Genomic DNA, 26,044 nt, shown 5'->3' with positions numbered 1-26,044 from the left:
CCCTGTCTGACTTATTTAGCGATATTGCAAAAACCGTTCATACCAGCTTTCAACAAATTGCGGAGCAAAGGGGCCTTTCCGTTGATGAATCCATGAAATCAACTCATCGACGCCCCGTTTCAGCAAATCATCGACAGCCGGTGGATAATTCATTTGCTTACTGTGCAATTCATATTCATCCTCATCCAAGAGCTTAAAGGTCATATCCGGATACACCTTAATATCTAGGTCATAGTCAATATACTTTAACGCTTCCTCATCCCAGGTAAAAGGTGAACCAAGGTTGCAATAGTAATAAATTCCGTCGGATCGAATCATTCCGATCGTATTAAACCATTGTTCAGAATCAAAGTAGCAAATGGCCGGCTCCCGTGTCCGCCAATTTCGTCCGTCAGATTCTTTCACAAGTATTCGATCATTCCCGCCTATTACAACCTTTGACGTCCCTTTAAGCACAATTGTTTCTTCCCAAATGCGATGAATCGATCCATTATGCTTATAGCTCTGGATCTGAATATGACTTCCAACTTTGGGAAAATTCATAAAGATCTCCTTCCTCACAAAATTTCGGACGTCAGTAGGTCTCATCAAAAACGCGCGCTCACTTCACTTGTTCCCTCATCCTTTTTTCCTACCCTATCCATTACTATTACGTTTGCTTGCGGTAAAAAATTCTCTTCATTCTTCTATATTATAACTCGTTCTATTCTGTTTTGAAATGGTTAGCGCTTTTTGCTGCAAAATAAGCGGAAATTATGTATAGATAGGCACAAAGTAAACGTTCTCGACAACATCAATTGAACACCATTGACAAAAAAAGCAGGAAGCAAAACCGTTTAGGTTCGCTCCCTGCCTGTTTGACGCAATGTCAGACAACTTGCTTACATTATTGTTGACGTTGTTGCTGTTGTTGCTTTTGAGCGGATGCTTGACCTTTACGAGCTTCCGCTTGAGCATTTTGCTGTTTTACTTCTTGAGCGTTTGTTTCGCTCGCAAACTCAGTGTTGAAGCTTTGGTTTTGCGCAGAAGCAGCGTTTTGCTTACGGACTTGTTGAGCATTTGTTTTAGAAGCTTGTTGTTGTTTGTCCATGTGATATCACCTCCACGATACTTAAGATGTCCGGGGAGGTGTAAGATTATACAATAATTTTTTAGGCCAGCAGGGAAATCCCGCCATCAACGATCAGCGTCTGCCCGCGAATCATTTTCGCATCGTCCGATAATAAAAAGAGCACCGCTTTCGCCAGATCATCCGGCTCGACAATCCGGCCAGCCGGGGTCCGCGCCGCCGCGTCCGCCAGAAGCTCCTCGCGGTTCGGAAAGTGAGTCAACGCATCGGTATCGACCGCGCCGCCGGATACGGCATTGACGATGATCCCTTTTTCCGCCAGTTCAACAGCCAGATAGCGCGTTAACGCCTCGACGGCCGCTTTTGATACACCGACTGTCGTGTAATTTTTCAAATAGCGGATTGACCCGAGCGAACTGAGGCTGACAATATGACCGCCGCCGGTTTTCTCCATCCGCTTTGCCGCTTCCTGAGCGCAAAACAAAAGCGCCTTACTGTTTATATCCATCGTCCAGTCCCAATGACTTTCCTCCAGCTCCATCAACGGTCGCAGCACACCGGAAGCCGCATTGTTCACCAATATATCGAGCCTTCCGAACGTCTCGTCAATTTCGGCAAATAACGCTTTGATTTTGTCCGGCTTTCCGACATTCGCCTTCACGACTAACGCTTTTCGCCCGAGCGCTTCAATTTCCTGCGCCGTATCAAGCGCCGCCTGCTTGCTTCTTGCATAATTAATCACCAAATCATACCCGCGCTCCGCTAATTTCAGCGCGATATTTTTCCCGATCCCGCGGCTGCTGCCAGTGACCAGGGCTACCTTCTGTTCCATCTTAAAATGCCTCCATTTCAGCAACGATTAATTCACACAATACCTTTTCCTACCTTTACATTATAGCGCATAGCCCCGACTACGAACAGCCACACTAGGCAAAGAGGAGGGAATGTGATGTATGACGGCCGTGATATGACAGAGCTTTCCACAATAAAAAAGCAAAGCTGGACCGATGATGAACTCGCTTTTTTTCACCACAGCTTCCAGCAAATTGCTCCGTATGTAAACGCAGAAGGGTTAACGATGTACCGGGAAATCATCGAAGAAATCGAAAGCCGCGGCGGGTTGGTACACTCCGCTGCCGAGCACCGCGGATTTTTGGATCCGTTTTAATTGTTTTCCAGCGGCTGGGACAAAATGGTTGTTCCTTTCCTTTTACCTTTTACGCCCAGCCTCGAAGACAATGAGCGGAACTGCCGCGACCTGCTAGCCCGCCGCAGTTCCTGGGAGAAATCACTTCGCTCCGGCATGTAGCTAGCCATATTCCCATTAACGGAAATACTGAATAAACACCGGACCAAGCAAAATGGAAACGGCAAGAACGCCGACCATTATCGCTCCAAACGTATTGCCCTCGTCCTTGAAAATCTTCCTTGCGATCCCTACAGTGTAAAAGGCTGTTCCAATCGCCACAAGCCATAAGAGCAGCATATCTAATCCCTCACTTCCTCTAAATCGGCGGACTTGATTAATTTTCCAAACCGGATGTTCTTCAGATCAAAAGTAATCGATATGTCGGCGTTTGGATAAATTTGATTATGCCAATCTGCCTCTTCATATTCTGCAATCGTGTTGAAATGATGCCTCACATAGAGCGACCAGTAAAATGGTTCCGATTTATATTCTTCCTGCGTCTTCTTGATAAATTTTTCAGCCACATCTGTTATATAGGTTTCGAGTGACGTCCTTAGTAGTTGAAGATTCTCTTTGTTATTGGAATAATCAATCAAACTCGGAACGGCAAGCACCTCTAAATGAAAAGGAATGTAGATGTCAATTTTCGCTTTTCCATCTTGCACATAATTGATTTTCACCGATGTTTTATCCTTCTGAATATACTTTGTTGTTATCCGGTAGTGGTCATCCATAGGATCGGGATACGTTGTCAGCACGTCCTCCATATTAAGAGTATTATCCATAATTAAGGTCAATCTCGTTTCTTCCCCATCCAGCCGGTCGATCATCGTCCCTTCTTTAAAAAAAGCCGAGCCGATAAACTGGGTTTCCTTCTTACCCATTTGAGGAACCTCTCCTGCACTAAATTCATCTTCATTCCCCTTTACATCCTTATCCGTTGCCATACTTGCCGCATAAACGGCTAGAAATAAATCAGCATCCCCCTCCGTTATTTGAAAAAAACGGTGAATATCAGCATCAGGAATCAGACCTGTTTCCCGCCCCCGTTCCAGCATAAATTGATAATATTTGTGAGGGCGCGTTTCCATCGGCGGCGCAGTATTTGTAAGAAATTCACTTGCTTTTTCTTTGGAGACAATCATCTGAACCCCTCTGCGCAACTGACTTTCCTGATTCGCCGCCTGGATAATATTTAACAGTTCCCCCGAGCGGGCCAATTCCTCCGAGATAATCAATACCTTTGTGTGATCAAAGGTCAATTCACGTGTCACAAAGGAATTTGCTGTATTTTGAGCAGAAATAAAATCGGGCGCTACCAAAGTCACTGTTTCTTTCGGCTTTTTGTCAGTCGCGGCGGCCTGGGTCGTCGTCCCCACCTCCGGATTGGCTATTTGGAATGAAACCTCGTACATTCCCTGCTTGTCTGTTTGATCAATGCCAATCGCGACGACATATGCTTTTTGCTCTAATTCAGTAAGGTCATAACACCCGGTAAGAAAGAGGAGCAAACAGAACGAAGCCGACAACAGATACAGCTTCATGCCTTTATCCCTCCTTTCACTTTTTCCACTGTCCATAATAAAAAGGGCGTCGTAAGAAAAAACAAGGAAATGACAAATAAGAGCTCTTTTCTGTAGGTTAGTGTCAATTCAATTGAATTCTCCGGCAGAATGCCGAGCCAAATCGTCAATACAGCAAGTGGTAGTACCAGCCGACGGAAGTTTTGAATGTTAAAGACGGCGGCTAGGATCCACGTCGTAAAATAAAGGTAAATAATAAAGCGGATGATGATGGCGAGCAGCCAAAAAAACATAAAGTAGGTTTCAATATTAGTAAAGTAAATTCCTAAATGGATATACTGTGTGACTTCATGAAAATGATAGGCAACGGTGTCAATTGATTTATAGTCAAACATCGTCGCGTAAAGTAAGAAAGCAATACACAGTTCAAGTGAGACAATCCCCAGCCCCCAATACGCTGCCCGATGATACACTGTCGTTTTTCTTAAAGAGGTGTAAGCCATAGTTAATAAAACTAAATCTGTAAACAAGGAAACATTCTTTACCCCTTCAATCAGGACGACATCAAATCCATCCCCCCATATTGGAAAGATCCTTCTCCATTCATTGTTCGTCAGCGCTAAAATAAACAAAAAGATAACGCTCACTTTCACATAGGGGAGGATCACCCAGGAAGCGGTCATTACATATTGGATTCCGAGTCTCGCCCCCAACCCGCAGATGAGCAGCAGGACGCCCAACAAAACTAGAAGCGGTGTTTTCGGGTAATATAAAATGCTTAATTCTTCAACAAAGCTGCGACTATCGATAACGAGCGTCGCAAAGGTCATTAAAAAAATTAGAAATCCAAGCACAAAACCGGCATAGCGCCCAAGAATATGATTGACAAGCTCAATCAGGTTTTTGTTTTTATGCTTTTTTAATAAATGCAAAAAAAGCAGGAACGGGGGGATGAACGGGGCTAAAGCGACCAAAGGAATCATCCAGAAGGAATTTCTCGCTTCTTGAACTAAAATAGCCGGCGTGTTGTCAGCCAACTTGCTTCCAATCACCAGTAAAATAACCGCGATAAATTCTCTTACTCCCACTTTGTTCGTTACGTCCATTGATCATCACCCGTCTTATGTGTCCTTCTGGTTTTTCTGCATATCTTTTAGTTTTAAAAAGGCCGGCCGCCAAATTTCATTTCTTATGTTTCTTCTGAATATCGTATCTCCTGCTGAGGTGAAATGTGGTGCTAAAGGTGCTAAGAACGGTACACCGAATGACGTAATGGAGCATAAATAAATGGTCCACAAGACGTAACAACCGACAAGTCCGAACATTCCAAAGGCAGCAGCGCAAAAGATAAAGATAAACCGCGACAAACGAATCGTATAATTAAAGCTAATATCGGCAATCGCAAAGGAAGAAAGGCCGGACAAAGCGACAACGATCACAATAACGGGACTGATAATATTTGCTTCCACCGCCGCCTGCCCTAATATAAGCGCACCGACGATTCCGATTGTCGGGCCAAGCGGATTCGGAATACGCAGCCCGGCCTCGCGGATTAATTCAAATGCCACTTCCATGATCAATACTTCTATGATCACTGGAAATGGAACCTTCTCCCGAGTGGCGGCAATAGCCAGAAGCAGGTCAGGAGGGATCATTTCATCATGATAATTGACCAATGAAATATAAAGAGCTGAAATTAACAACGTAATAAAGAAGGCCAGAATTCGAACAGCCCTGGAAAAGTTTCCAAAGAGAAGACGTAAATAGCGATCCTCTGCCGAGTGAAAAAAGGACCAGAAGGTTACCGGCAAAACCAAACAGGATGAGGAGTTTTCCATCAGCAGTACGACATAACCATCCTCCAGATAGGCAGCTGCCCTGTCAGGCCGTTCCGAATAGAGGATCGTCGGGATTAAAGAGTAGGGGCGGTCCTCAATGTATTGTTCTAACAGCTCAACACTTCGTACACTGTCTGATTTAATTTTTCCGATTCTCTGTTTGACTTCCTTAATGATCTCCGGGTTGGCGATATCCTTAATGTAGAGAATGCTGACATCCGCTTTAAGCCGTTTGCCGACAGACACCGTCTCTGTTATAAAGTCTTTATCATGAATTCGCTTTCGCAACATGGAGATATTGACAAGACTGGATTCCGCGAAAGCTTCTTTCGGTCCTTTGATCAGGTTTTCATTTTGTGTTTTTTCGATATTTCGATGCTTAAAGTCGGATACATTAAACAGATACGCTTTGCTTTCGCCGTCGATAAACAGGACAGCATACCCATTATTAATGCTCGTGATCGCATCTTCTGTATCAAATCCTTCGCTGATGTTATCAAGCGTGACAATTGATTCAACCGCTTCACCTTCAAACTGCAACAACGGTTCGATAATTGACTTGGCTAATTTACCCGGGTCGACCGCTGACTGATAATACAATAATGCCGCTTGCCTGCCGGAATGCTTTATCGTGAATTCCCGTACAGCGAAGTCTTGATTGACCTTATAGGAATAAAGCTCCTTCAACGTCTGTATGTTTTTCGAAAGCGAGGTGTCAAAAGGTTCATTTTCATGCTGCTGTTGAACGGGCTTCCGCTTGATACCTTTTCGTAATCTGTACATGACCCCTCCTCCTTGAAAATCCAAATACAGAATTATTGTGCTTCCGGAACCACTTTTTATGTAAGTTGTTTATCCTTGGGAGCCTGCCTTTCAAGGTGGCGGTTTGCTTGAATTGATATAAAAAAAGAGCTGTCCGTAAGGGTTGATTTCCCCTTTTAGGACAGCTCTTCAGTCATGTTTACAGGATTAACTTCCCCTCGCCAAAAGGCAAAGAAGCTCCTTTTGATCCCATTTGTTAGCTCTTGCTTTGGTACCAGCGGTAAAGCGCCTGAGTCCCACTGTTTTCCTCACCCATCGCCGCCAATTCTTCGTACATCTTCTTGGCCTGCGTTAATGCCGGGGTGAGCAGCCCCATCTCCTCTGCTGATTCCAGCGCGATCGTCATATCCTTAATAAAATGCTTAACGTAAAAGCCCGGCGCAAAATCCCCGTCAATCATCTTCGGAGCAAGATTGCTCAACGACCAGCTTCCGGCCGCTCCCGTCGTTATACTCGTCAGCACTTTGTGCTGGTCAAGGCCGGCTTTTTCCGCATAGACCATAGCTTCACACACACCGAGCATATTGCCGGCAATCGCGATCTGATTCGCTAATTTCGTATGCTGCCCGGCGCCAGCCTCTCCCTGGTATCTAATGTTCGTTCCCATCGCTTCAAAAATCGGCTTCACTGCTTGAAAGGCGTCCTCATCTCCACCGACCATGATGGAGAGCTTACCATCGCGCGCTCCAATATCGCCGCCGGACACAGGAGCATCCAGAGCATGAAGCTGCTTTTCCTTTGCTTTTTGATAAATATCAACGGCCAGTCGCGGCGAGGAGGTCGTCATGTCAATGACGTAGCTGCCCGCCTTCGCATGTTCAACGACTCCATTTTCACCAAGAAAAACTTCTTCTACATCGCGCGGATAGCCAACGATCGTGATGATGACATCCGATTCAGCCGCGAGCTCTGCCGGAGTATCCTTCCAGATCGCTCCCTCAGCCAGAAGCTCCTCCGCCTTTGCCTTTGTCCGTGTATAAACGTGTAACGTATAGCCCGCCTTCATCAGGTTTCTAATCATCCCTTTTCCCATTACACCTGTACCGATAAAGCCAACTGTTTGTACCATCAAACGTTCCCCTCCCAAATCGATTATGTAAAATGGAGCAATACGATCCTGCTTGTCCATATTTTAACATCACATTCTGAATTTTAATAGCGCTTGCAATCAGCCGGAAAAACAGGGAGACCAGGCCAAAGGTTTTTCACCTTCAGCCCGGCCCGTTAGCGTTCCTTATTCATCAAAATCAATCATGATGCTTTTTGTCTGAGTAAAGCTTTCGATCATACTTTCCAATGAATATTCGCGGCCGATTCCGCTCTGCTTATAGCCGCCGTACGAATGCCCCGTCATCATTCCGCCGCCGCGGTTAATTTGAACCCAGCCGGCTTCAAGAAGGTTCGCCGTCCGCATGGCGCGCGTCGTATCCTTCGTCCAGATAAACGCTGCTAATCCATAATCACTTCTATTTGCCATCTTAATAACTTCTTCCTCGTCTTCCCACGGAATGACGATTAAAACTGGACCGAAGATTTCTTCCTTCGCCAGGCGCAAATCGTCATGAGGAGCGGCGAAGATCGTTGGCTCAAGGAAATACCCTTCCGAAAGCGGACCTTCCTTAGGCGGTAACCCACCGAGAAGAAGCTCGAGATCCGGGTGATTGATTCCTTCTTCAATATAGGCGCAAACTTTGTTAAACTGCTTTTCATTAATTATCGAGCCCATATCGTTATTCTCATCAAGCGGATCGCCTACTTGAAGAAGCTTCGCCTTCGCAATCAGCTTTTCGACAAAGGAATCGTAGATTGATTTATGCAAATAGAGACGCGAGCCGGCTGAACACGACTGCCCCTGACGAGCAAAACGCATCGCCGACATGACATTGTCAATCACCTTCTCACTGTCGGCATCCGGGTAAACAATTTGCGGGCTTTTCCCGCCAAGCTCTAACGAAATCGGAATGATCCGTTCAGCTGCTTCATGCATGATGATTTTTCCTGTTTGTGTCGAGCCGGTAAATGTCAGCTTTCTCACAAGCGGATGCTTCGCCAGCGGCGAGCCGCACTCCTCGCCAAAACCGGTCAAAATATTAACGACGCCCGGCGGCAAAATGTCTGCACAAATTTTAGCGAGCTTCAGCACGCCTAATGGTGCATCCTCAGCAGCCTTCAGGACGATCGTATTCCCTGCCGCCAACGCCGGGGCGATTTTTAGTGCGGCAAGCTGAACCGGAGCGTTCCACGGAATGATTCCGCCGATCACGCCGTACGGCTCACGCTGAGTGTAGGCGAAGAGCTGATTGTCAACTGGCAGGGTTTCCCCTTTTAGCTCTCCGGCGACTCCACCGAAATAGCGGATCACATCGGCGACACCCTTCGCTTCCCCTTTCGCCTGCGTTTTCAAAGCATTGCCCGTTTCCGTGGCAATCGTTCTGGCCAATTCCTCGAATTGAGCGTCCACTGCGTCGGCAATTTTCCAGAGCAGTCGGCCCCGCTCTCTCGCCGGCACCTTTCTCCAGCTGTCAAACGCCTCGTTCGCTGCCTGGACGGCGTTATTGACATCCTCGGCTGTCGCTCTTGGCACCTCGGCAATGATAGTGCCCCGCTTCGCCGGATTCTCAACCTGGAAAAATTCCTTTCCCGCCGCTTCCGTCCACTTTCCGTTGATTAGCATAAGCTCCCGTGTGATTGTTTCGGTTTTCATACAAACACCATCCTTTTCTTAATTTACATATACACGTTAATCAATTTGCTGAAACTTTCCGTCATCCGTAAAACAGATTCGGTAAATAATTAAATAGATCAGGCAGTACAATCATCAACACAAGGACAAGCATAATACAGACAATAAATGGAATACATGCCCTTGCCACCTGAAACAGTCCGGCATTTCCGATCGACGAGGCGACAAAGAGATTCAGCCCAACAGGCGGCGTCAGAACCCCAATGCTTAAATTGACCGCCAGCATGACGCCAAACAAAACCGGGTCATAGCCGATATTCAGGATAGCCGGTAAGAAAAGCGGCGTGACGACTAAAATAACCGAGCCGGCGTCGAGGAACATCCCGAGAATAATGACGATAAAATTAATTAACAGCAAAATAAGAATTTTGTTTTCAGTAATCGTTAACAAGCTCTCTGTCATCGCCGCCGGGATTTGCTGAATCGTTAAGGTCCACGACAGTAAATTGGCCGAAGCGATGACAATCATAATGACACAAGAAGCGTAAGCCGCCCGCGCAAAGACATTCGGAAGCTCTTTAAGTGAAATCTCCCTGAATACAATCACCGACAGGATAAACGCATACCCCGCGGCGACCGCGGCGGACTCTGTCGGGGTAAATGCCCCGATGACGATTCCTCCCATTATAATAACAGGCAGGAGAAAGGCTGGAATCGTTTTTAACGAAATTTTCAAAAACTGGCGAAAGAAAATTTTTGAACCGATCGGATAATCTTCTTTTTTCGCATGGTAAAACACGACTACCGCAAAGAGAATCGCCATCAGCACCCCCGGCACATAGCCGGCGATAAACAGCTGACCGATCGACACCTCGGCCGTCAGTCCATAAATAATAAGCGGAATACTCGGTGGTATTATCGGACCGATCGAACCGGCCGCCGCAATGACGCCGGAGGCAAAGTTCTTATGATACCCTTCCTTTTTCAGCGCCGGAATCATAATGCCGCCGACCGCAGCCGTCCCTGCTGAAGCAGAACCGCTAATACTGGAAAAAAACATACTCGTGCCAATCCCGACATACGCCAGGCCCCCTCTGACACGTCCGATGATCGCTTTTGTAAACTCGACGAGCTGCCCGGAGATACTTTTCGTATTCATTAATTCCCCGGCAAGTATAAAAAGAGGGATCGCCATCAACGGAAAGCTGTCGACACCGGTAATCATTTTCTGGCCAAGCATCGAAATCGGAATGCCGCCGGTAAGAAACAAAGAAATTGAGATTGTTCCCACACCCAGAGCGATGAAGATCGGGATGCCGATGGCCAGGCAAGCAAAGAGAACGACTAAGAAAAGCAACAAAGCCAACATATGCTACCCTCTTTTCTTTCTGGATCTGACAAACAGTTGAACAAGCACGACGACAACCATTAAGCAAATGGAGACAGGCATGACGATATAGACGAAATTCATTCTGATCCCCAAACCTGGTGAGGTTTGCATCGAGACGATCTCCAGCATCTCCAGGCTTCCAACGAAAATAACCGCGAGAAAAGCCAGGATGATCAGACCGCGTAACACATACAGGACGAGACCAAGCTTTTCCGAGACGTTGTTGTATAAATTGTCGACCTGAATATGCAAATTACGTCGTAACGCAATGGCAGAGCCCAGGAAAATTAACCAAACGGCGAGAAAGCGGGACAGCTCCCCCGCCCAAGTAATCGAATTCCCTGTCACAAAGCGGGCATAGACTTGAGCAATAACGACGATTAAGATGAGAAACAGCATTGTCGCCACGAGGGTGTTTTCTACCTTTTCCAGTGCAATCAGTCGTTTGTTTTTCTCCTTCGACTGCAATCCCTCTTCGTTTTCCATCTGCTCAATTTGTAAGCTCGATTGTTGTTTGGACATATGAATGACCCTTTCTTCTAAATTCCTCACCGCCCTGCCATGAATAGGTCACAGCAGGAGAGCGAGCACGGTATTACAGCCTTATTGTCCAAGCTGACGAATTTCTTCTACCAGCTCTTCAAGCTCCGGATTTTCCTGATAAAAGCTCTGATAGACCACTTCACTGGCTTCTCTAAATTCCGTTAAATCCGGTGTTGTCAAAATCATACCGTTATCGACTAAAAGCTGCTTGTTCTCCTCTTCCTGTCCCCGGTGAAGTTCATTATGGTAGCGCGCCGTCTCTCTAACCGCTTCAGTCACGACCTCCTGCAGCTCAGGAGACAATTCGGTAAACCATTTATCATTGGAAAGAATAATATTTTGCCCGTACATGTGGTTCGTCTCAGCTACGTAATCCTGGACTTCGTAAAACTTCCCTGAAGCTGCCGTTGTATAGGCATTTTCCTGACCGTCAACAACTCCCTGCTGTAGCGCACTGTACAGCTCATTGTAGGCAATCGTCGTCACATTCGCTCCAAGTGCTTCTAGGTTGGCGATAGAAATCGGCGCTTCCGGAACACGGAGGCTGAGTCCCCTTACATCTTCAAGCGAATTGATTTCCCGGCTGCTGTTGGTGATTTGACGAAATCCGTTGTCAATAAACGCCATTCCTCTCAACCCGGTCTCCGCCGCCATACCATCAAGAATTTCCCGACCTAATTCCCCATCAAGCACTTGATCGACATGGTCAAAGTCGCGAAATAAATACGGAAGATCCGTTAAGTTAACAGGTTCATAAATCGTCCCTAATATCGGACTTAAATGCGTGATATGAATTTGCCCTGCCTGCGTCTGTTCCATGACATCACGCTCTCCACCAAGTTGGCCGCCACCGTATATTTCTACTCTCAGCTGACCATTGCTGTTTTCTTCAATCATCGGCTTCAGTTTCTCAGTGAATGAAATATGAACAGGATGCGAATCCGGCTGTTGATGCGCTACCGTAATAACTTGAGCTTCCACATCCGTACCGGATTCCGCCGCACCGTCGCCACCACCTGAATCGGCTGCTTGATTTCCGCACGCCGCTAAGAATAAAAGAAAGACCACCAACAATAAAGCGCTTACATTTCTACTAGTAGCTACCCTCTTCATTTCATCTTCCCCCTTAATTGAATCAATATTTTTTACTAAACCGAGGCGACATTTCCAACGAGCTTCACATCTGCTAAATCTTCTATGACCTGACAAACGGCCGTCTGATCCAGCGCCCCTTTATTATGAATTTTCGCTGTATGGAATAGATTGTAGGTACTCATCCCGACAAATGACGGCACTTCAGCCCTCTGCGTCATCTCCATATAGAGACCGAGATCCTTATGCATATGATTCAGCATGAACTTGACGTTTTCATAAGTGTTATGAATAATATTTGGTCCGAAATATTGCAAAATCTTGCTGTTGCTCATGCTTTTTGCAAATACATCGGCCATTACTTTTACATCAAGACCGTGCTTCACCCCTGTTGCAAACGACTCGCCCAATGCGACAATGCTCGCTGCCCCGACCATGTTATGGCAGAGCTTCAACGCTTGCGCCAATCCGGTTTCCCCGATGTATTCAATGTTTTCTCCAATATATTCGACATAGGCAAGCACTTCTTCAAACCGTTCCTTATCCCCGCCGACCATGATCGTCAATGTGCCATCTTCCGCTCCGGCAGGTCCTCCGCTGACTGGGCAATCAAAGTAATAAGCGCCACGCTGCTGACAGAAGTCATTCATTTCCCGCGTTGTCGCTGGATCAATCGTACTCAGATCAAGAATTCGTGTACCGCCGCGAATCGAATCGGCTATCCCGTCCTCGCCTTGAAACAGATCCTTAATGATCTGCGGGCCAGGAAGGCTTAAAAAGATCACGTCGGCAAATTGAGCAACCTCCCGTGGATGACGGGCAACGAAACCTCCCGCCTGGCGAATTGCTTCCTGCCCTGCTTCCGAAATATCGTAGGCAAGCACTTCACAATTGTTTTTCCGTAAATTCTTCAACACGCCTTTGCCAATCGCGCCAACGCCAATTAAACCGACTTTCTTTTCTCCCTCTAATGATACCGCTTTCAATTCTGCTTTTGGCAGATGATTATTTTCAATTAATGTTACACCGGCTAACAGTTCAATTACCTGACAGACAGCGGTATGATCAAGCGGGCCTTTTCCATTATTTCTCGCAGCATGGTATAAGTTATACGCGCTTCCGCCGATAAAGGAAGGCACTCCAATCTGCTGTGTCATTCTGACGTAGAGACCGAGGTCCTTGTGCATATGATTCAGCATGAATTTAACATTTTCATAGGTGTTGTCAATAATATTCGGTCCGAAATATTCCAACGATCTGCTGCCTGCCAAGCTTTTTCTGATTACATCGGCAATGACTTGAACATTCAGTCCGTGCTTCACCCCTGTCGCGAATGCCTCACCCAACGCGACGATATTGGCCGCGCCGACCATGTTGTGGCAAAGCTTCAGTGCTTGCGCCAATCCGGATTCCCCGATGTACTCAATATTTCCGCCGATGTACTCAACGTACATCCTCACTTCTTCAAACTGTTCCTTATCCCCGCCGACCATGATTGTCAACGTTCCGTCCTCCGCTCCAGCAGGGCCTCCGCTGACCGGGCAGTCAAAGTAGTAAGCGCCACGCTGCTGACAGAGAGTATTCATCTCCCGCGTCGTCGCCGGATCGATCGTACTTAGATCGAGAATTCTAGTTCCGCCGAGAATTGAATCCGCTATTCCGTCCTCTCCGTAAAACAGCTCCTTAATGATCTGCGGTCCAGGAAGGCTTAAAAAGATTACGTCGGCAAATTGAGCAACCTCTCGCGGGTGATGGGCAACGAGACCTCCCGCCTGGCGAATTGCTTCCTGCCCTGCTTCTGAAATATCATAGGCGAGCACTTCACAATTGTTTTTCTGTAAATTCTTCAATACACCCTTACCAATTGCGCCAACACCAATCAAACCTATTTTTTTCATCATTTAGCCTCTCTCTCTTTTTCAAAATTCAGTCAATATTAAATGAGCAGATTCCCAACGCAAAAACGAACTTCCATTCACCTCCTAAATTTAATCGTTTAACAACAGTAAAATACTTACTAAACTAACAATAAATTAAACTAAAATGGTTAATCGTTTAACCTAATTAGACTATAATTTATGTTTTTAATTGTGTCAATCACTTTCTGAAAATTAATTTTTTCGCCTTATTTTTATTTACCTCGACTGAAAACCTTATATAATAAGGAGGTATGGTAGTCCAAAATATTTTCTCATCAGTAAAGTAAAGCATACATTTTCAGACGGTTTTTTAGTATAATGGAAAAAACTTTAATTTCTGCTCTCTAAATAGTTAATCGTTAAACCATAATCTGTTCCCTCTCTAAAGATACATTCATTGAATTCGATAAACGGGATCGTTACACTTAATGCAAAGAGAACTGATTTACGCCATCATATTTAGATAGAGGAGTTAGGAGTTCCATAATGAAAATAACGATGAAAACGATTGCGCAGGAGGCCGGGGTCTCGGTCACCACTGTTTCACATGTCATCAACGGGACCAAAAGAATATCGGCAGAAAAACATAAAATCATCACGGATCTTATCAAAAAATATAACTATGTTCCGAATTCAATGGCTCAAAGCTTACGGAATCATTCAACCAAAACAGCTGGCTTAGTTGTATCCAGCTTTCCCGATTCACATGTGACCAATATCGTCAATGGAATTGGCAGGCGTGCGCAGGAAGCAGGTTATCAGCTGCTTTTTGTGAATACGAACGAAAATGAAGAGTACGAACGGGAAACCATTCATCTCCTTCACTCGAAAATGGTTGACGGGTTGATTTTATCCCCGACATCGAGCAATTTAACCTACTTGCAAAAGCTGATTGACAAACAGTTTCCGATTGTTTTTGTCAATCGCTATGATACGTTGTACGATCAGATACCAAGGGTTGGAGCGAACAACTACCAGGCCGGCTTTGATGCCACTACCCATCTTATTAAACACAGCCACCAAGAAATCGGATTAATCTGCGGACTAAGGAGGAATTACATCACGTCAACAGAAGAGCGGATCAAAGGGTACAAGGACGCCTTATTAAAGCACAGCCTTACTATAAATGAGGATTATCTTATCGCTACAAACGCTACAGTTGAGGGTGGAAAAAGAGCAACAAAAGCGCTGTTGGCGAAGCACAGGCAACTCAGCGCCTTGTTTTGCGTCAATGATCTGACCACGATTGGCGCGATTGAAGCTATTCATGAAATGGGCCTGTCCTGCCCAGAAGACGTCGCCGTCATTGGCTGCGGCGACTTCGAGGGAGCTTCGATTATCGATCCTCCGGTCACGACAGTCAGACTGGCCCCTGAAACGATCGGCATTACAGCATTTGACGCGCTGCTCAGCAAAATCAACAATACCGACTATTGCCAGCATATCGAATTACCTACCTCTTTAATGGTGCGGAAATCGTGCGGATGTTAAAAAGAGGCTTGGATAAAAGGGAAAAAACAACCTTTTATCCAAGCCTCTAAACGATAAGCAGAGTCGTCCCGATCTAAGCAGAAAAGCGGGTTTCTTGCTTTCTTTAGGTTGGTCTGGGACGCCACCTCTTTCTATCATCAGCTTTGCGGAAGACTTACAAGTTATTGCAGTCCTTCCAAAATCGAACCGTATGTCTCGGTCAAGTTCTCCAGCTCTTTCATAAAGTCTTCGGAATTTAACCAGCCATCACGCAAATGTAAATAGTTCGCTTCTTCATACGCTTTATAATCCGGTCGCTCTTTCGCTTCCTGCAGTGCTTCCTCCAACAGCGCGACAAGCTCCGGCGGGGTATCGGCATGAACCATAAATCCACGGTTTTGTCCATCCGTGACGTCAATTCCTATGTCTGTTGAAATCGGGGTATCTTCAAACCCTTCTAACGGGGCATCAGCAAAAGCGACCAGCATATTAAACGTTCCCTCCTGAAGATAGCCCATCGCTGGTCCAGGCTCCTCGGCAATTACATCAATATGTCCGCCTAATAACGCTGCCGTCATTTCGCCGGCACCCTCATAAGAAATGTAATTCAGTTTCGTGCCTGTGGCTTCTTCAAACTGCCTGACGACAAGCTCATCGAACCCGGCCGAGCCCGTACCGCCAATCATAATTTCCCCCGGGCTTTCCTTTGCCTGGGCAATCAGATCATCAATGTCTGCAAACCTGCCGTCGCTCAATGCATGAAAAGCCATCGTATCGTGCTGAACACGTCCAATTGCCTTATATGTGCTTAAATCATGCGGAGTATTTCCAGAAGCCAGGTTGATCGGATAGTTCGAAGTCATCGACCAGATCGTATAGCCATCAGCCGGTGCTCTGGCGACATGATCGGCAGCGTGGATTCCTGCCGCTCCCTCAAGGTTTACGATGTTGATCGTCGCATCGAGGATATCCTCGAGTTCCTTGGCAATCGCTCTTGCAAAGTTATCACTGCCGCCACCTGCCCCGAATCCAACGATAATTTCGATCGGTCTTTCCGGATACCCGGCAGCAGAGCTTTCTCCTTCTCCAGCTTGCCCTTCACCCGCGGCGGCTTCATCCGTCGAGCCTCCTCCACAGGCTTGCATTAGTCCCATCATTACTAGTAATAGAAACGGAATTGCTATTTTTTTCATTTGCACAATGATCTCCCCCATTTCTTTGGTTCAGTTCCAAAAACAGAAAAGAAAGCGCTATCATTTTCTAGCAGCATCTACCTGACCCCCATGTAGGCCACCTCCTCTTGTTGAGTGCATGCTCCCCTAATAGCTGCATGCAAAAAACGTACCAGTAAATAAAGCCTGACATTCAACGTATTTTTCTTCTTCTTTACATAAAAATTGTTTCTTATTGCACCATGTTGTTCACGCTTCGTTTCATTTAGAAACGAAAAAGAGGGTAGGATCAAAGGTTGTTTTTTAACCTTTGATCCTACCCCGTATGCTGACCAGTGATGTCTCGCCCTCACTCTGAGACAAATGTATTTCTCAGGACACCGATTTCCTTTATTTCACATTCAATCTGATCTCCATCCCGCACAAATTCAGCTCCAAGTGGACTGCCTGTCAGGATAACATCCCCTTGCTGGAGCGTCATCACCTGTGAAAGATAAGAAATCATTTTTCTGATCGGAACAATCATCAAGTTCGTCGGACTGTTTTGTTTCTCGACTCCGTTCAACGTCGCGGTAACATTGACTTCAAACGGATCAAGCTCCGTCTCAATGACAGGCCCAAGCGGCGTGAACGTATCAAATGCTTTGCCGATTGTCCAATGGCCATTTTCATGGAAGTATTGCGGTGCCGTGACGTCATTGGCCACTGTATAGCCAAAGACATAATCAAGCACGTTATCTTCGGCGACATTTTTAGCCTCCTTGCCGATGATCACCGCCAGTTCCGATTCGAACTTCACTTCCTCCAACGCCGGCGGAATAATGATATCCTCTCCCGGCCCGATCACGGACGAGGTCGGCTTAAAGAAAAAGACGGGAATCTCCGGCAATGTCTCAGGTAAATCGTCTGTTTTCCCGACGAAGTTCGCGCCGATGCCGATAATATTCCGCGGTTCAAGCGGTGCCACTATTTGCACATCGGAGTTTGCTACCGTTTCCCCGGTCTCCTCCCAGGCTCCGAAGATCGAACCACTAATTTTTTTAATCGTTGTTCCTTCAAGCACCCCGTCATGAACCTTGCCATTTTGCTCGTATCTGATGAATTTCATTGCATTCTTCCTCCCTTATATGACAGCATCACTTTTTGCAGCACTTCTCGCCACACCTGTCTCAATAGCAGTTTGCGCTACCGCCTCGGCCACGGCCGGGACGACGCGCTCGTCGAATACGTTTGGAATCACATAGTCGGCAGTAAGACGTTCCCGTTCAATCAAATTGGCGATTGCATATACTGCCGCTATCTTCATTTCCTCATTAATCTCGGAAGCCCTCACACTCAATGCCCCTTTAAAAATACCCGGGAAAGCAAGCACATTGTTCACTTGATTCGGCAAATCTGATCGTCCAGTGCCGATCACAGCCGCTCCGGCCGCCTTAGCAGCATCCGGCATAATTTCCGGCTGGGGATTTGCCATCGCAAAAATGATCGGGTCCTCTTTCATCGTCGAAATCATTTCTCCCGTCAGTGCTCCAGCAACAGAGACGCCTATAAACACATCCGCTCCCTTGACCGCATCTGCCAGCGAGGTCGAAATTTGCTTTTGATTTGTCTGTCCGGCAATTGCTTGTTTCATTTCGTTTAAACCGCTTCTGCCTTGATGAATCGGGCCTTTTGAATCGCAAAGAATCAGGTCTTTCACCCCGAGGTGCAGCAGCAATTTTGTAATCGCAATCCCCGCTGCCCCCGCTCCATTGACGACTGCTGTGACATCTTCTATTTCCTTGTCGACATATTTTAAAGCATTGAGCAGGCCGGCTGCCGTAACGATCGCCGTCCCGTGCTGATCATCATGAAACACCGGAATGTTCATCTCTTTCTTTAACTGCTCTTCGATGATAAAACAATTCGGAGCTGAAATATCCTCGAGGTTAATGCCGCCAAATGTCGGCTCCATCGCTTTAACTGTTTGAATAATTTCAGCCGGATTCTGCGTGTTTAAACAAATCGGAAACGCGTCAATATTGGCAAATGCTTTAAATAAAGCCGCTTTTCCTTCCATTACCGGCATTGAAGCCTCTCCGCCGATATTACCAAGTCCAAGCACCGACGTGCCGTCGGAGATGATGCCAACGAGGTTGCCCTTTATCGTATAATCATAAACTTTCTCCGGATGTTGGTGAATCTCTGTACACGGCTCTGCGACCCCAGGAGAATAGGCCAAACTTAAGTCTTCCATACTGTTTAAGTCAACTTTCAATTCAACACTTAATTTTCCGTTCGCTTGCTTGTGCAGGGCTAATGCCTTCTCTCTGATGGTCCGCATGTCCTCATCTCCTTATTACGTACTTTTTTTCGTCAGCCGTTACGCTCTTTGCGCTATTTTCGCTTTAAATTCAATCCGGCGCTGATGCAAAATAGGCTCTGTATAGCCATTCGGCTGTTCTCTTCCTTTAAAGACCAAGTCCTTCGCCGCCTGGAAAGCGACGGATTCCTCAAAGTTAGCTGCCATCGGTCGATATTCCGGATCATGGCTGTTTTGCTCATCAACAACCTTCGCCATTCGTTTCAGCGTTTCCAGCACCTGCTCTTCTGTACAAATACCATGACGGAGCCAGTTGGCCATATGCTGGCTGGAAATCCGCAGCGTCGCCCGGTCTTCCATCAAGCCGATATTATTAATGTCAGGGACCTTCGAGCAGCCGACTCCCTGCTCAACCCAGCGGACGACATAGCCAAGAATGCCTTGCGCGTTATTATCAAGCTCCTGCTGAATCTCCTCCGCACTCCAATGAACGTTTTGTGCCACAGGAAGCTCCAGTATTGCATCCTGATAGCGTTCGGAATTCTGCTTCAGCTCATTTTGCACGGCAATGACGTCAATTTCATGATAATGGAGAGCATGCAGGGCCGCCGCTGTCGGTGATGGCACCCAGGCCGTATTCGCCCCGGCTACAAGCTGAGCCGATTTTTGCTCAAGCATTGCCTTCATCAAGTCAGGCATCGCCCACATTCCTTTACCGATCTGCGCCTTTCCTTGCAGTCCGGTACTCAATCCGGTTTGTACATTTGATTTTTCATACGCCCCGAGCCAGGTTGACGATTTCATATCGTTTTTCCGGATCATCGGACCCGCTTCCATCGAAGTGTGAATTTCATCCCCTGTGCGGTCAAGGAAGCCGGTATTTATAAAGACGACTCTGTCCTTCACCTCACGAATGCACGCTTTTAAATTTAACGATGTCCGCCGTTCCTCATCCATGACGCCGATTTTCAGCGTATTCGGCTCCAGGCCGAGAATCTTCTCGACGCGAGCAAATAACGTGTTGGCAAAGGCCACCTCTTTGGAGCCGTGCATTTTCGGCTTTACTATATAAATTGAGCCTTCCGATGAATTTTGGTATGTGCCATTGCCAAGCAGCGTGTGCTTCGCAATTAAACTCGTCACGACAGCGTCAAGAATCCCCTCCGGAATTTCTTCGCCGTTTTGATCGAGCACGGCGTTGATGGTCATCAGGTGACCGACATTGCGGACAAGCATCATTGAGCGTCCGCGCAGAGTAATCTCGTCTCCCGTGGCCGTCGTATACTGACGATCAGGCTGAAGCGTCCGTGTAATTTGCTTGCCTCCTTTGGCGAAGGTCGCTGAAAGATCGCCTTTCATTAACCCAAGCCAGTTGCGGTACACGAGTACTTTATCTTCCGCATCGACTGCCGCCACCGAATCCTCGCAATCCATGATCGTTGTAATCGCCGCTTCGACGACAATATCCTTCACGCCGGCTTTGTCTGTTTTTCCGATAGGATGTGTGCGGTCAATTTGAATCTCAATATGGAGGCCGTTATTTTTCAGCAAAATTGAACGTGGCGCATCCGGCGCTCCCTGATAGCCGACAAACTTCTCTTCGTCCGCCAGAACCGCAGATTGACCCTTCTCAAGGACAACAGTTAATTGGCCATTGATCAGCCGGTAGTCTGTCGCCTCGTGATGGGATCCGTTGTCCAAAGGAAACGTCTTATCAAGAAAGTCTTTCGCAAAGGAAATAACCTTTTCGCCACGGACCGGATTGTAGCCTTTTCCGCGCTCCGCCCCGTCCTCTTCCGAAATCGCATCAGTTCCGTAAAGGGCATCATACAAACTGCCCCAGCGAGCATTGGCGGCATTGATTGCATAGCGGGCGTTATTGACCGGAACAACGAGCTGTGGACCCGCCTGATTAGAGAATTCGACATCAACCTGATCGGTCGTAATTTGGAAATCCTCCGGCTCAGGCTCCAAGTAGCCGATCTCTGTCAAAAAGGATTTATACTGGGCAAAATCAAAGGCTTCGCCATGCTCACGGTACCAGTCGTCAATTTTCTGCTGAAGGGCATCGCGCTCGGCAAGCAACGCTTTGTTTTCCGGCGCCAGCTCCTTGACCAATGCTTCAAAATCGGCCCAGAATTGCTGCTGTTCCACACCGCTGTCCGGCAGTGCTTCGGTGTTAATAAACTGGTACAGCTCTGACGCGACTTGAAAACTTCCAACCTTCTCATAGTTTTGCATGAATATCTCCTCCTTGTATGTCAATGATTTTGCTGCTTTCCTCCTGATCTCCTTCGGCTCTTTCAATCGACTCTACTAAATAATCAACCACATGCTTCGCTTCGATTTGTTCCTCCATGCCCTCTTTATGGATTCCAAGCTTCATTTGCAAATAGCAGCCGGGATTAGCGGTGAGCAGTACCGCGGAATTTGTTTCCTGCACGTTCTTCATCTTTTTATCGAGAATGTCGTTCGCCAGCTTCGGCTGCAACAGGTTGTAAATTCCAGCCGAGCCGCAGCACAGCTTTTTATCAGCCAACTCGACATATTCGGTTTCCGGCACTTTCTTGACAAGCTGTGCCGGCGCATCCTTCACCTTCATCACGTACTGCAAATGACAGGACGGCTGATAGGTGACCCGTTCCCCCCTTCCGACGGTCTCCGGCAGCTCTCCTTTCTCATGAATCAGTTCACTAATGTCTCGAATTTTTGCCGAAAAAGCTTTCGCCCGCGGCAGCCATTCGGGATCATCCCTGAAGAAATCAACATATTCCTTTAATGCAGCGCCGCAGCCTCCTGCATTTGAAATAATATAATCCACTTCCGCCTTTTCAAACGCTTCGATATTCATTTTGGCGAGCTCAATCGTTTTGTCGACTTTGCCACTGTGATGATGAAGAGCTCCGCAGCATTTCTGCAATGTCGGCGTGACGACATCAAAGCCGGTTTTCGCCAGCAGCTTGATCGAATTTTCATTTGTTTTTCTGAACATCACGTCCATAATACAGCCCTGAAAAAAAGCGACACGGGCTTTCGCCGGTGCGTCAATGTTCGTCCGGGCGGTAAATTCCGGATGCGGCTTTCGTTTACCGGGCGCTTCCATAACCGGGGTAATGCGCTCCATCATCCGCAGCTGTTCGGGAAAGAGCTTCATAATGCCAAGCCCGCGGGTGATCGTTTGCAGCCCGCTTTTTTGGTAGAACCATAACAAATGACCAACTTGATGAAGACGCTTCTGGTTTGGCAGAACTTTATCAAAGAAGAAATCTTTAAAGGTCCGCACCGGATAGGACGGCTTCTCCAGATCAGTTGCGACGGCGGCGCCGCTTTCGACAGCCGCAGCGACCTTCTCCTTCGCCAGCATGACAATATCCGGTACCTGCACATCAATCGGACAGGCATCGACGCACGCTGAGCAAAGAAGGCAGCGGTCCAACTGCTGCTTAATCTCCTGATTGACCGGGATCTCACCTTCAATCAAGCTACGCGCCATCAGCACCCGTCCCCTCGGCCCATCCGCTTCCCGCCCCGTAATATCAAGCGTCGGACAAACTCCGCGGCACGCGCCACAGCGCACGCACGTTTGCATTGACTCTTCTGCTGTTAGCGTTTTCATTTTTCTCACCTCCCGCTATTTCTTAATTCGGCAATGCCATTTTTCCCGGATTTAAAATATTGTTCGGATCGAGCGTTTTCTTAATCGCCCGCATCACATCCATCGCCGCGCCATGCTCCAGATCCATATATTTCGCCCGGACTAGCCCGACTCCATGCTCAGCCGTCGTCGTTCCTTCCATCTCAATCGCCAGCTCGTGGATATCATCAATCATTTTTTGCACATTCGTCATTTCCAGCTCATTATTGCGGTTAATGACCGGTCCGGTATGCATATTGCCATCGCCGACATGACCGTAAATCCCGCACACAATTCCGTATTTCTCGGCAATGTTGTGAATCGCCCGCAACGTTTCCGGCAAGCGTGAGATCGGTACGCAAATATCCTCTCCGCCGTATACTCTGAAACCGCCCGGCTTCAGCAAACCGACCGAGGCGCCAACAAGCTTTCTCGCCTGCCAAAGCTGCTCGCATTCATCCGGCTCATCGCTGAATCGCAGGAAATTCGTATAAGGCTCCACTACCTTTTTTAACCGGTTGACTTGAGAGGTGACTTCCTCCTTCGCCCCATCGACCTCGAACACAAGCACGGCCTCGCAATCGAGCGGCAGATCAAGCTCGGGCTTCATCATTTTCACTGCCTTCGTGCAGTTGAAATCCATAATTTCGATCGCTGATGGCTGAAGCCCTGACGAGAAGACGGCGTTGACCGCTTCGCCGGCCTGCTCAAGCTGCTCGAACGAGCATAAGACAATCCCCCGTGTCACCGGAAGGGGTAGAAGCTTAAGCCGTAAACGGGTCATAATCCCAAGTGTTCCTTCAGAGCCAATCAATAAGTGAGCGAGATCATAACCGGAAACCGACTTCAGCGCCTTTGATCTCGCTCCACCTGTTACGATCACTTCACCGGTTGGCAGGACGACTTCCATCCCGAGCACATAATGTCTCGTCACTCCATACTTCACCGCGCGCAGCCCGCTTGAATTGTTGGCGACCATGCCGCCGATCGTGCACATATTGGCGCTTCCTGGATCAGGCGGGAACCGCAGTCCGTAGGGCTTCAGCGCTTCATTCAAATCATTTTGCACCACACCCGGCTCGATAATTGCCTGCATGTTTTTATAGTCAATTTCTATAATGCGGTTCATCTTAGACAGGTCGATCATGATCCCGCCCTTCGTCGAGACGGCTCCTCCTGTTTGCCCGGTGGCAGCCCCGCGTGGATAGACCGGGATCTGATACTCATTTGCCAGTTTGACACATTCACTTACTTCCTCGGTTGAGAGGGCGATCACCGCCACTTCCGGCTCCCTTGGATGAAGCTGCGTTTCAAATGAAGCATCATACGAGTAGGTGATCATATCTGTTTTCCCTGTCATCACACGATCAGCGCCAAAGATTTCCTTCAGGCGGGTGATCACCTTATCGTCCAACAAGGAAGATACCATTGTATCCTTCATAGGCCATTCTCCTTTACTTATTATTGATTTTGCGCCATAACGTCGTCCGGCCGATGCCAAGTATTTTCGCCGCTTCCGTTTTATTTCCATTCACCTGCTTCAGCACCTGGAGAATATAGTCCCGTTCAAAATTTTGCAGCTTCGCCTGTTCCTGAACCTCGCCTTTTTCCGCCGTCGTATATTCGGCAAAGTCTTTGCCGCCGGCGACTTTTACCGTCTCGGCGCTGATGATGTCATCCGGCGAAAGAATCATCGAACGCTCGACGACATTGCGCAGCTGTCTGATGTTGCCAGGCCATTTGTAGCGCTGCAACAGTGTTAACGCTTCCTGATCGAAGCCTTTGATCTCCCGCTGGATGCTTGGCGTAAGCTCGGCAATGAAATATTCGCATAATAATGGAATGTCATCGGCCCGCTCTCGCAGCGCTGGAATGATAATATCGAGAATATTAAGACGGTAGTATAAATCAGCGCGGAATTTGGCTTCTTCCATCATTTTGGCGAAGTCGCGGTTGCTTGCCGCAATCACCCGGATATCAATGGGAATGACACGTTCATCCCCAAGCCGCATGACCTCTCCTTCCTGGAGCACACGCAGCAGCTGGGCCTGTAATGATTCGTCCAGTTCGCCAATTTCATCAAGGAAAATTGTGCCGCGATGGGCAAGCTCGAACAAACCTGTTTTTCCGCCTTTTCTCGCACCTGTAAAAGCCCCGTCAACATAGCCGAACAATTCACTTTCCAGCAAATTGGCCGGAATCGCGGCGCAGTTAACAGCGACGAATGGACCATCCGAGCGCTTGCTGTAGGTGTGGAGCAGATGGGCGAACACTTCCTTTCCCACACCCGTTTCACCGGTTAACAGTACAGTTGAGTCGACCTGGGAATAGCGCTTCACCTTTTCTAGCGCTTCTAAAAAAACAGGGCTCTTGCCGACGATATTTTCGAAGCGGTATTTCGTCACATGACCGCGATGAAGCAGCTTTTTCCGGATTTCCTGCTCCTGACGCTGGAGCACCTGAAGCTCCTGAAAGGTACAAACCGCGCCAAACACGCTATTTTCATGCCTGATCGGAATCTGATTCGTAATAATCTTAACGCCGTTTTCCTCTTGAATCCGGTTCAGCTCTTCTTTTCCGGTGGCGATCACTTTCTTAATACGGGAATTTGTAAACACTTCTTCAATCGGTCTTCCAATCAGGCGATCATACGGAATATTTAGAATTTTGCTGACAGGAGGATTGCAGACGGTAATCATTCCGTTATCATCGACAGCAATGACCCCTTCCGCGATAAAATCAAGGATCGCCTGCAGCTGCTTTGTGCGCGATATTTCCGCCCGCCTTACTTCGATTAAGCTTTTCGCTTCGTTGATTGCCTGAATGACAGATTCAACGCCGGATGAAAGCATGACCGTTTTAACATCAGTTTCTTTCACCTGGTTGACGTAAATATTTTTGCCGATCAATACATCAATCTTACGCTCAAGCAATTCCGCGACGCCCGCTTCGACTTCCTCTAATGAATGAACCTGAACCTTTTCAATTTTTCGTCCAAGAGAGGCTTCGATGCTTTCCACTCCCTGAAGCACTTCAGCTGTATCAGCGATGCCGACCCTTGCGCCGAATTTAAACGCTTTCATGATTGTCCGCAGTAAATCATAGCCTGTAATCGGAATTTGCACGACCGGGATCGTAATACCGGAACTGCTGATCGTCGAGCCTACCGTCCCGCGGCTGATAATGATTTCAGCGCCGGCCTGTTCATATTCCTTCGCGACGCGAACAGCCTCCGCCAGGGAAACTTTTTTGATCGGGATTTGTTCTCCCGTTTTCTCACATGCTTCCTGAGCGACTTCCACCAATTCGTTTATTGGAGCTAAAATAACGATTCCAGACATGTCGTCCACCCCTTACGACTTGATAGTTCTATCATAGCACGCAATTTAAACGAGCAC

Annotated in this window: 22 protein-coding genes; 2 read left to right on the top strand and 20 right to left on the bottom strand. The window is 47.4% G+C overall.

What is annotated here, in order from left to right:
• Nucleotides 1–15: 15 nt before the first annotated feature.
• The 3 genes from ntdP to fabL form a co-directional block, all read right to left on the bottom strand.
• On the bottom strand, nt 16–543 hold the full coding sequence (gene ntdP, locus M3212_RS15940; RefSeq protein WP_251194969.1) for a nucleoside tri-diphosphate phosphatase: 528 nt from the start codon (nt 541–543) through the stop codon (nt 16–18).
• Nucleotides 544–886: 343 nt separating this feature from the next.
• Entirely contained in the window at nt 887–1,090 is a 204-nt protein-coding gene (locus tag M3212_RS15935) for a gamma-type small acid-soluble spore protein (protein ID WP_251194968.1), read from the bottom strand.
• Nucleotides 1,091–1,151: 61 nt separating this feature from the next.
• On the bottom strand, nt 1,152–1,901 hold the full coding sequence (gene fabL, locus M3212_RS15930; protein ID WP_251194967.1) for an enoyl-[acyl-carrier-protein] reductase FabL: 750 nt from the start codon (nt 1,899–1,901) through the stop codon (nt 1,152–1,154).
• 117 nt (nt 1,902–2,018) lie between these two features.
• Here fabL and M3212_RS15925 point away from each other — a divergent pair, with 117 nt between their 5' ends.
• A complete protein-coding gene (locus M3212_RS15925) occupies nt 2,019–2,237 on the top strand; it encodes a cytosolic protein (RefSeq protein WP_251194966.1) in 219 nt (72 codons plus the stop codon).
• Between the two features lie 156 nt (nt 2,238–2,393).
• Here the strand turns inward: M3212_RS15925 and M3212_RS15920 are convergent, their stop codons facing one another.
• The 10 genes from M3212_RS15920 to M3212_RS15875 form a co-directional block, all read right to left on the bottom strand.
• A complete protein-coding gene (locus M3212_RS15920) occupies nt 2,394–2,555 on the bottom strand; it encodes a hypothetical protein (RefSeq protein ID WP_251194965.1) in 162 nt (53 codons plus the stop codon).
• Between the two features lie 2 nt (nt 2,556–2,557).
• A complete protein-coding gene (locus M3212_RS15915; RefSeq protein WP_251194964.1) occupies nt 2,558–3,802 on the bottom strand; it encodes a Ger(x)C family spore germination protein in 1,245 nt (414 codons plus the stop codon).
• Nucleotides 3,799–4,887 carry a GerAB/ArcD/ProY family transporter gene (locus tag M3212_RS15910; protein WP_251194963.1) on the bottom strand — a complete coding sequence of 363 codons (1,089 nt, stop codon included), beginning with the start codon at nt 4,885–4,887 and terminating at the stop codon, nt 3,799–3,801. The genes M3212_RS15915 and M3212_RS15910 overlap by 4 nt, the downstream gene beginning before the upstream one ends.
• Before the next feature lie 15 nt (nt 4,888–4,902).
• The gene (locus M3212_RS15905) at nt 4,903–6,402 is read right to left on the bottom strand and encodes a spore germination protein (protein WP_251194962.1); all 1,500 of its coding nucleotides are present in this window, start codon (nt 6,400–6,402) and stop codon (nt 4,903–4,905) included.
• Nucleotides 6,403–6,637: 235 nt separating this feature from the next.
• Nucleotides 6,638–7,510, bottom strand: a complete 873-nt coding sequence (locus M3212_RS15900) for an NAD(P)-dependent oxidoreductase (protein WP_251194980.1) — start codon at nt 7,508–7,510, stop codon at nt 6,638–6,640.
• Between the two features lie 165 nt (nt 7,511–7,675).
• On the bottom strand, nt 7,676–9,145 hold the full coding sequence (locus M3212_RS15895) for an aldehyde dehydrogenase family protein (protein ID WP_251194961.1): 1,470 nt from the start codon (nt 9,143–9,145) through the stop codon (nt 7,676–7,678).
• A gap of 61 nt (nt 9,146–9,206) precedes the next feature.
• On the bottom strand, nt 9,207–10,493 hold the full coding sequence (locus M3212_RS15890; RefSeq protein WP_251194960.1) for a TRAP transporter large permease: 1,287 nt from the start codon (nt 10,491–10,493) through the stop codon (nt 9,207–9,209).
• Nucleotides 10,494–10,496: 3 nt separating this feature from the next.
• Nucleotides 10,497–11,036, bottom strand: coding sequence for a TRAP transporter small permease (locus tag M3212_RS15885; RefSeq protein WP_251194959.1), 540 nt, complete (start codon nt 11,034–11,036; stop codon nt 10,497–10,499).
• An 81-nt stretch (nt 11,037–11,117) separates the two neighbouring features.
• Nucleotides 11,118–12,170, bottom strand: coding sequence for a TRAP transporter substrate-binding protein (locus tag M3212_RS15880; protein ID WP_251194958.1), 1,053 nt, complete (start codon nt 12,168–12,170; stop codon nt 11,118–11,120).
• A gap of 35 nt (nt 12,171–12,205) precedes the next feature.
• Entirely contained in the window at nt 12,206–14,047 is a 1,842-nt protein-coding gene (locus M3212_RS15875) for an NAD(P)-dependent oxidoreductase (RefSeq protein WP_251194957.1), read from the bottom strand.
• Between the two features lie 507 nt (nt 14,048–14,554).
• On the opposite strand from M3212_RS15875, the gene M3212_RS15870 reads away from it, so the two are divergent.
• A complete protein-coding gene (locus M3212_RS15870) occupies nt 14,555–15,559 on the top strand; it encodes a LacI family DNA-binding transcriptional regulator (RefSeq protein ID WP_251194956.1) in 1,005 nt (334 codons plus the stop codon).
• Between the two features lie 161 nt (nt 15,560–15,720).
• On the opposite strand, the gene M3212_RS15865 is transcribed toward M3212_RS15870, so the two are convergent.
• From M3212_RS15865 to M3212_RS15835, 7 genes are all read right to left on the bottom strand, one after another.
• Nucleotides 15,721–16,731 (bottom strand): tripartite tricarboxylate transporter substrate binding protein, encoded by a 1,011-nt coding sequence (locus M3212_RS15865; RefSeq protein ID WP_251194955.1) that lies wholly within the window; start codon nt 16,729–16,731, stop codon nt 15,721–15,723.
• Nucleotides 16,732–17,059: 328 nt separating this feature from the next.
• Nucleotides 17,060–17,818 carry a fumarylacetoacetate hydrolase family protein gene (locus M3212_RS15860; protein WP_251194954.1) on the bottom strand — a complete coding sequence of 253 codons (759 nt, stop codon included), beginning with the start codon at nt 17,816–17,818 and terminating at the stop codon, nt 17,060–17,062.
• A gap of 15 nt (nt 17,819–17,833) precedes the next feature.
• Nucleotides 17,834–19,033 carry an NAD(P)-dependent malic enzyme gene (locus M3212_RS15855; RefSeq protein ID WP_251194953.1) on the bottom strand — a complete coding sequence of 400 codons (1,200 nt, stop codon included), beginning with the start codon at nt 19,031–19,033 and terminating at the stop codon, nt 17,834–17,836.
• A 39-nt stretch (nt 19,034–19,072) separates the two neighbouring features.
• Entirely contained in the window at nt 19,073–21,253 is a 2,181-nt protein-coding gene (locus tag M3212_RS15850) for a malate synthase G (RefSeq protein ID WP_251194952.1), read from the bottom strand.
• Nucleotides 21,240–22,628 carry a (Fe-S)-binding protein gene (locus M3212_RS15845; RefSeq protein ID WP_251194951.1) on the bottom strand — a complete coding sequence of 463 codons (1,389 nt, stop codon included), beginning with the start codon at nt 22,626–22,628 and terminating at the stop codon, nt 21,240–21,242. The genes M3212_RS15850 and M3212_RS15845 overlap by 14 nt, the downstream gene beginning before the upstream one ends.
• A 22-nt stretch (nt 22,629–22,650) precedes the next feature.
• Nucleotides 22,651–24,087, bottom strand: a complete 1,437-nt coding sequence (locus M3212_RS15840; RefSeq protein ID WP_251194950.1) for an FAD-binding oxidoreductase — start codon at nt 24,085–24,087, stop codon at nt 22,651–22,653.
• Nucleotides 24,088–24,100: 13 nt separating this feature from the next.
• Nucleotides 24,101–25,987, bottom strand: a complete 1,887-nt coding sequence (locus M3212_RS15835; RefSeq protein ID WP_251194949.1) for a sigma 54-interacting transcriptional regulator — start codon at nt 25,985–25,987, stop codon at nt 24,101–24,103.
• Between the last annotated feature and the right edge of the window lie 57 nt (nt 25,988–26,044).

This window comes from Halalkalibacter oceani (assembly GCF_023715705.1).
GTDB classification, from domain to species: Bacteria; Bacillota; Bacilli; order Bacillales; family Bacillaceae_D; genus Halalkalibacter; species Halalkalibacter oceani_A.
This window is presented reverse-complemented; position numbering and strand designations above follow the sequence as displayed.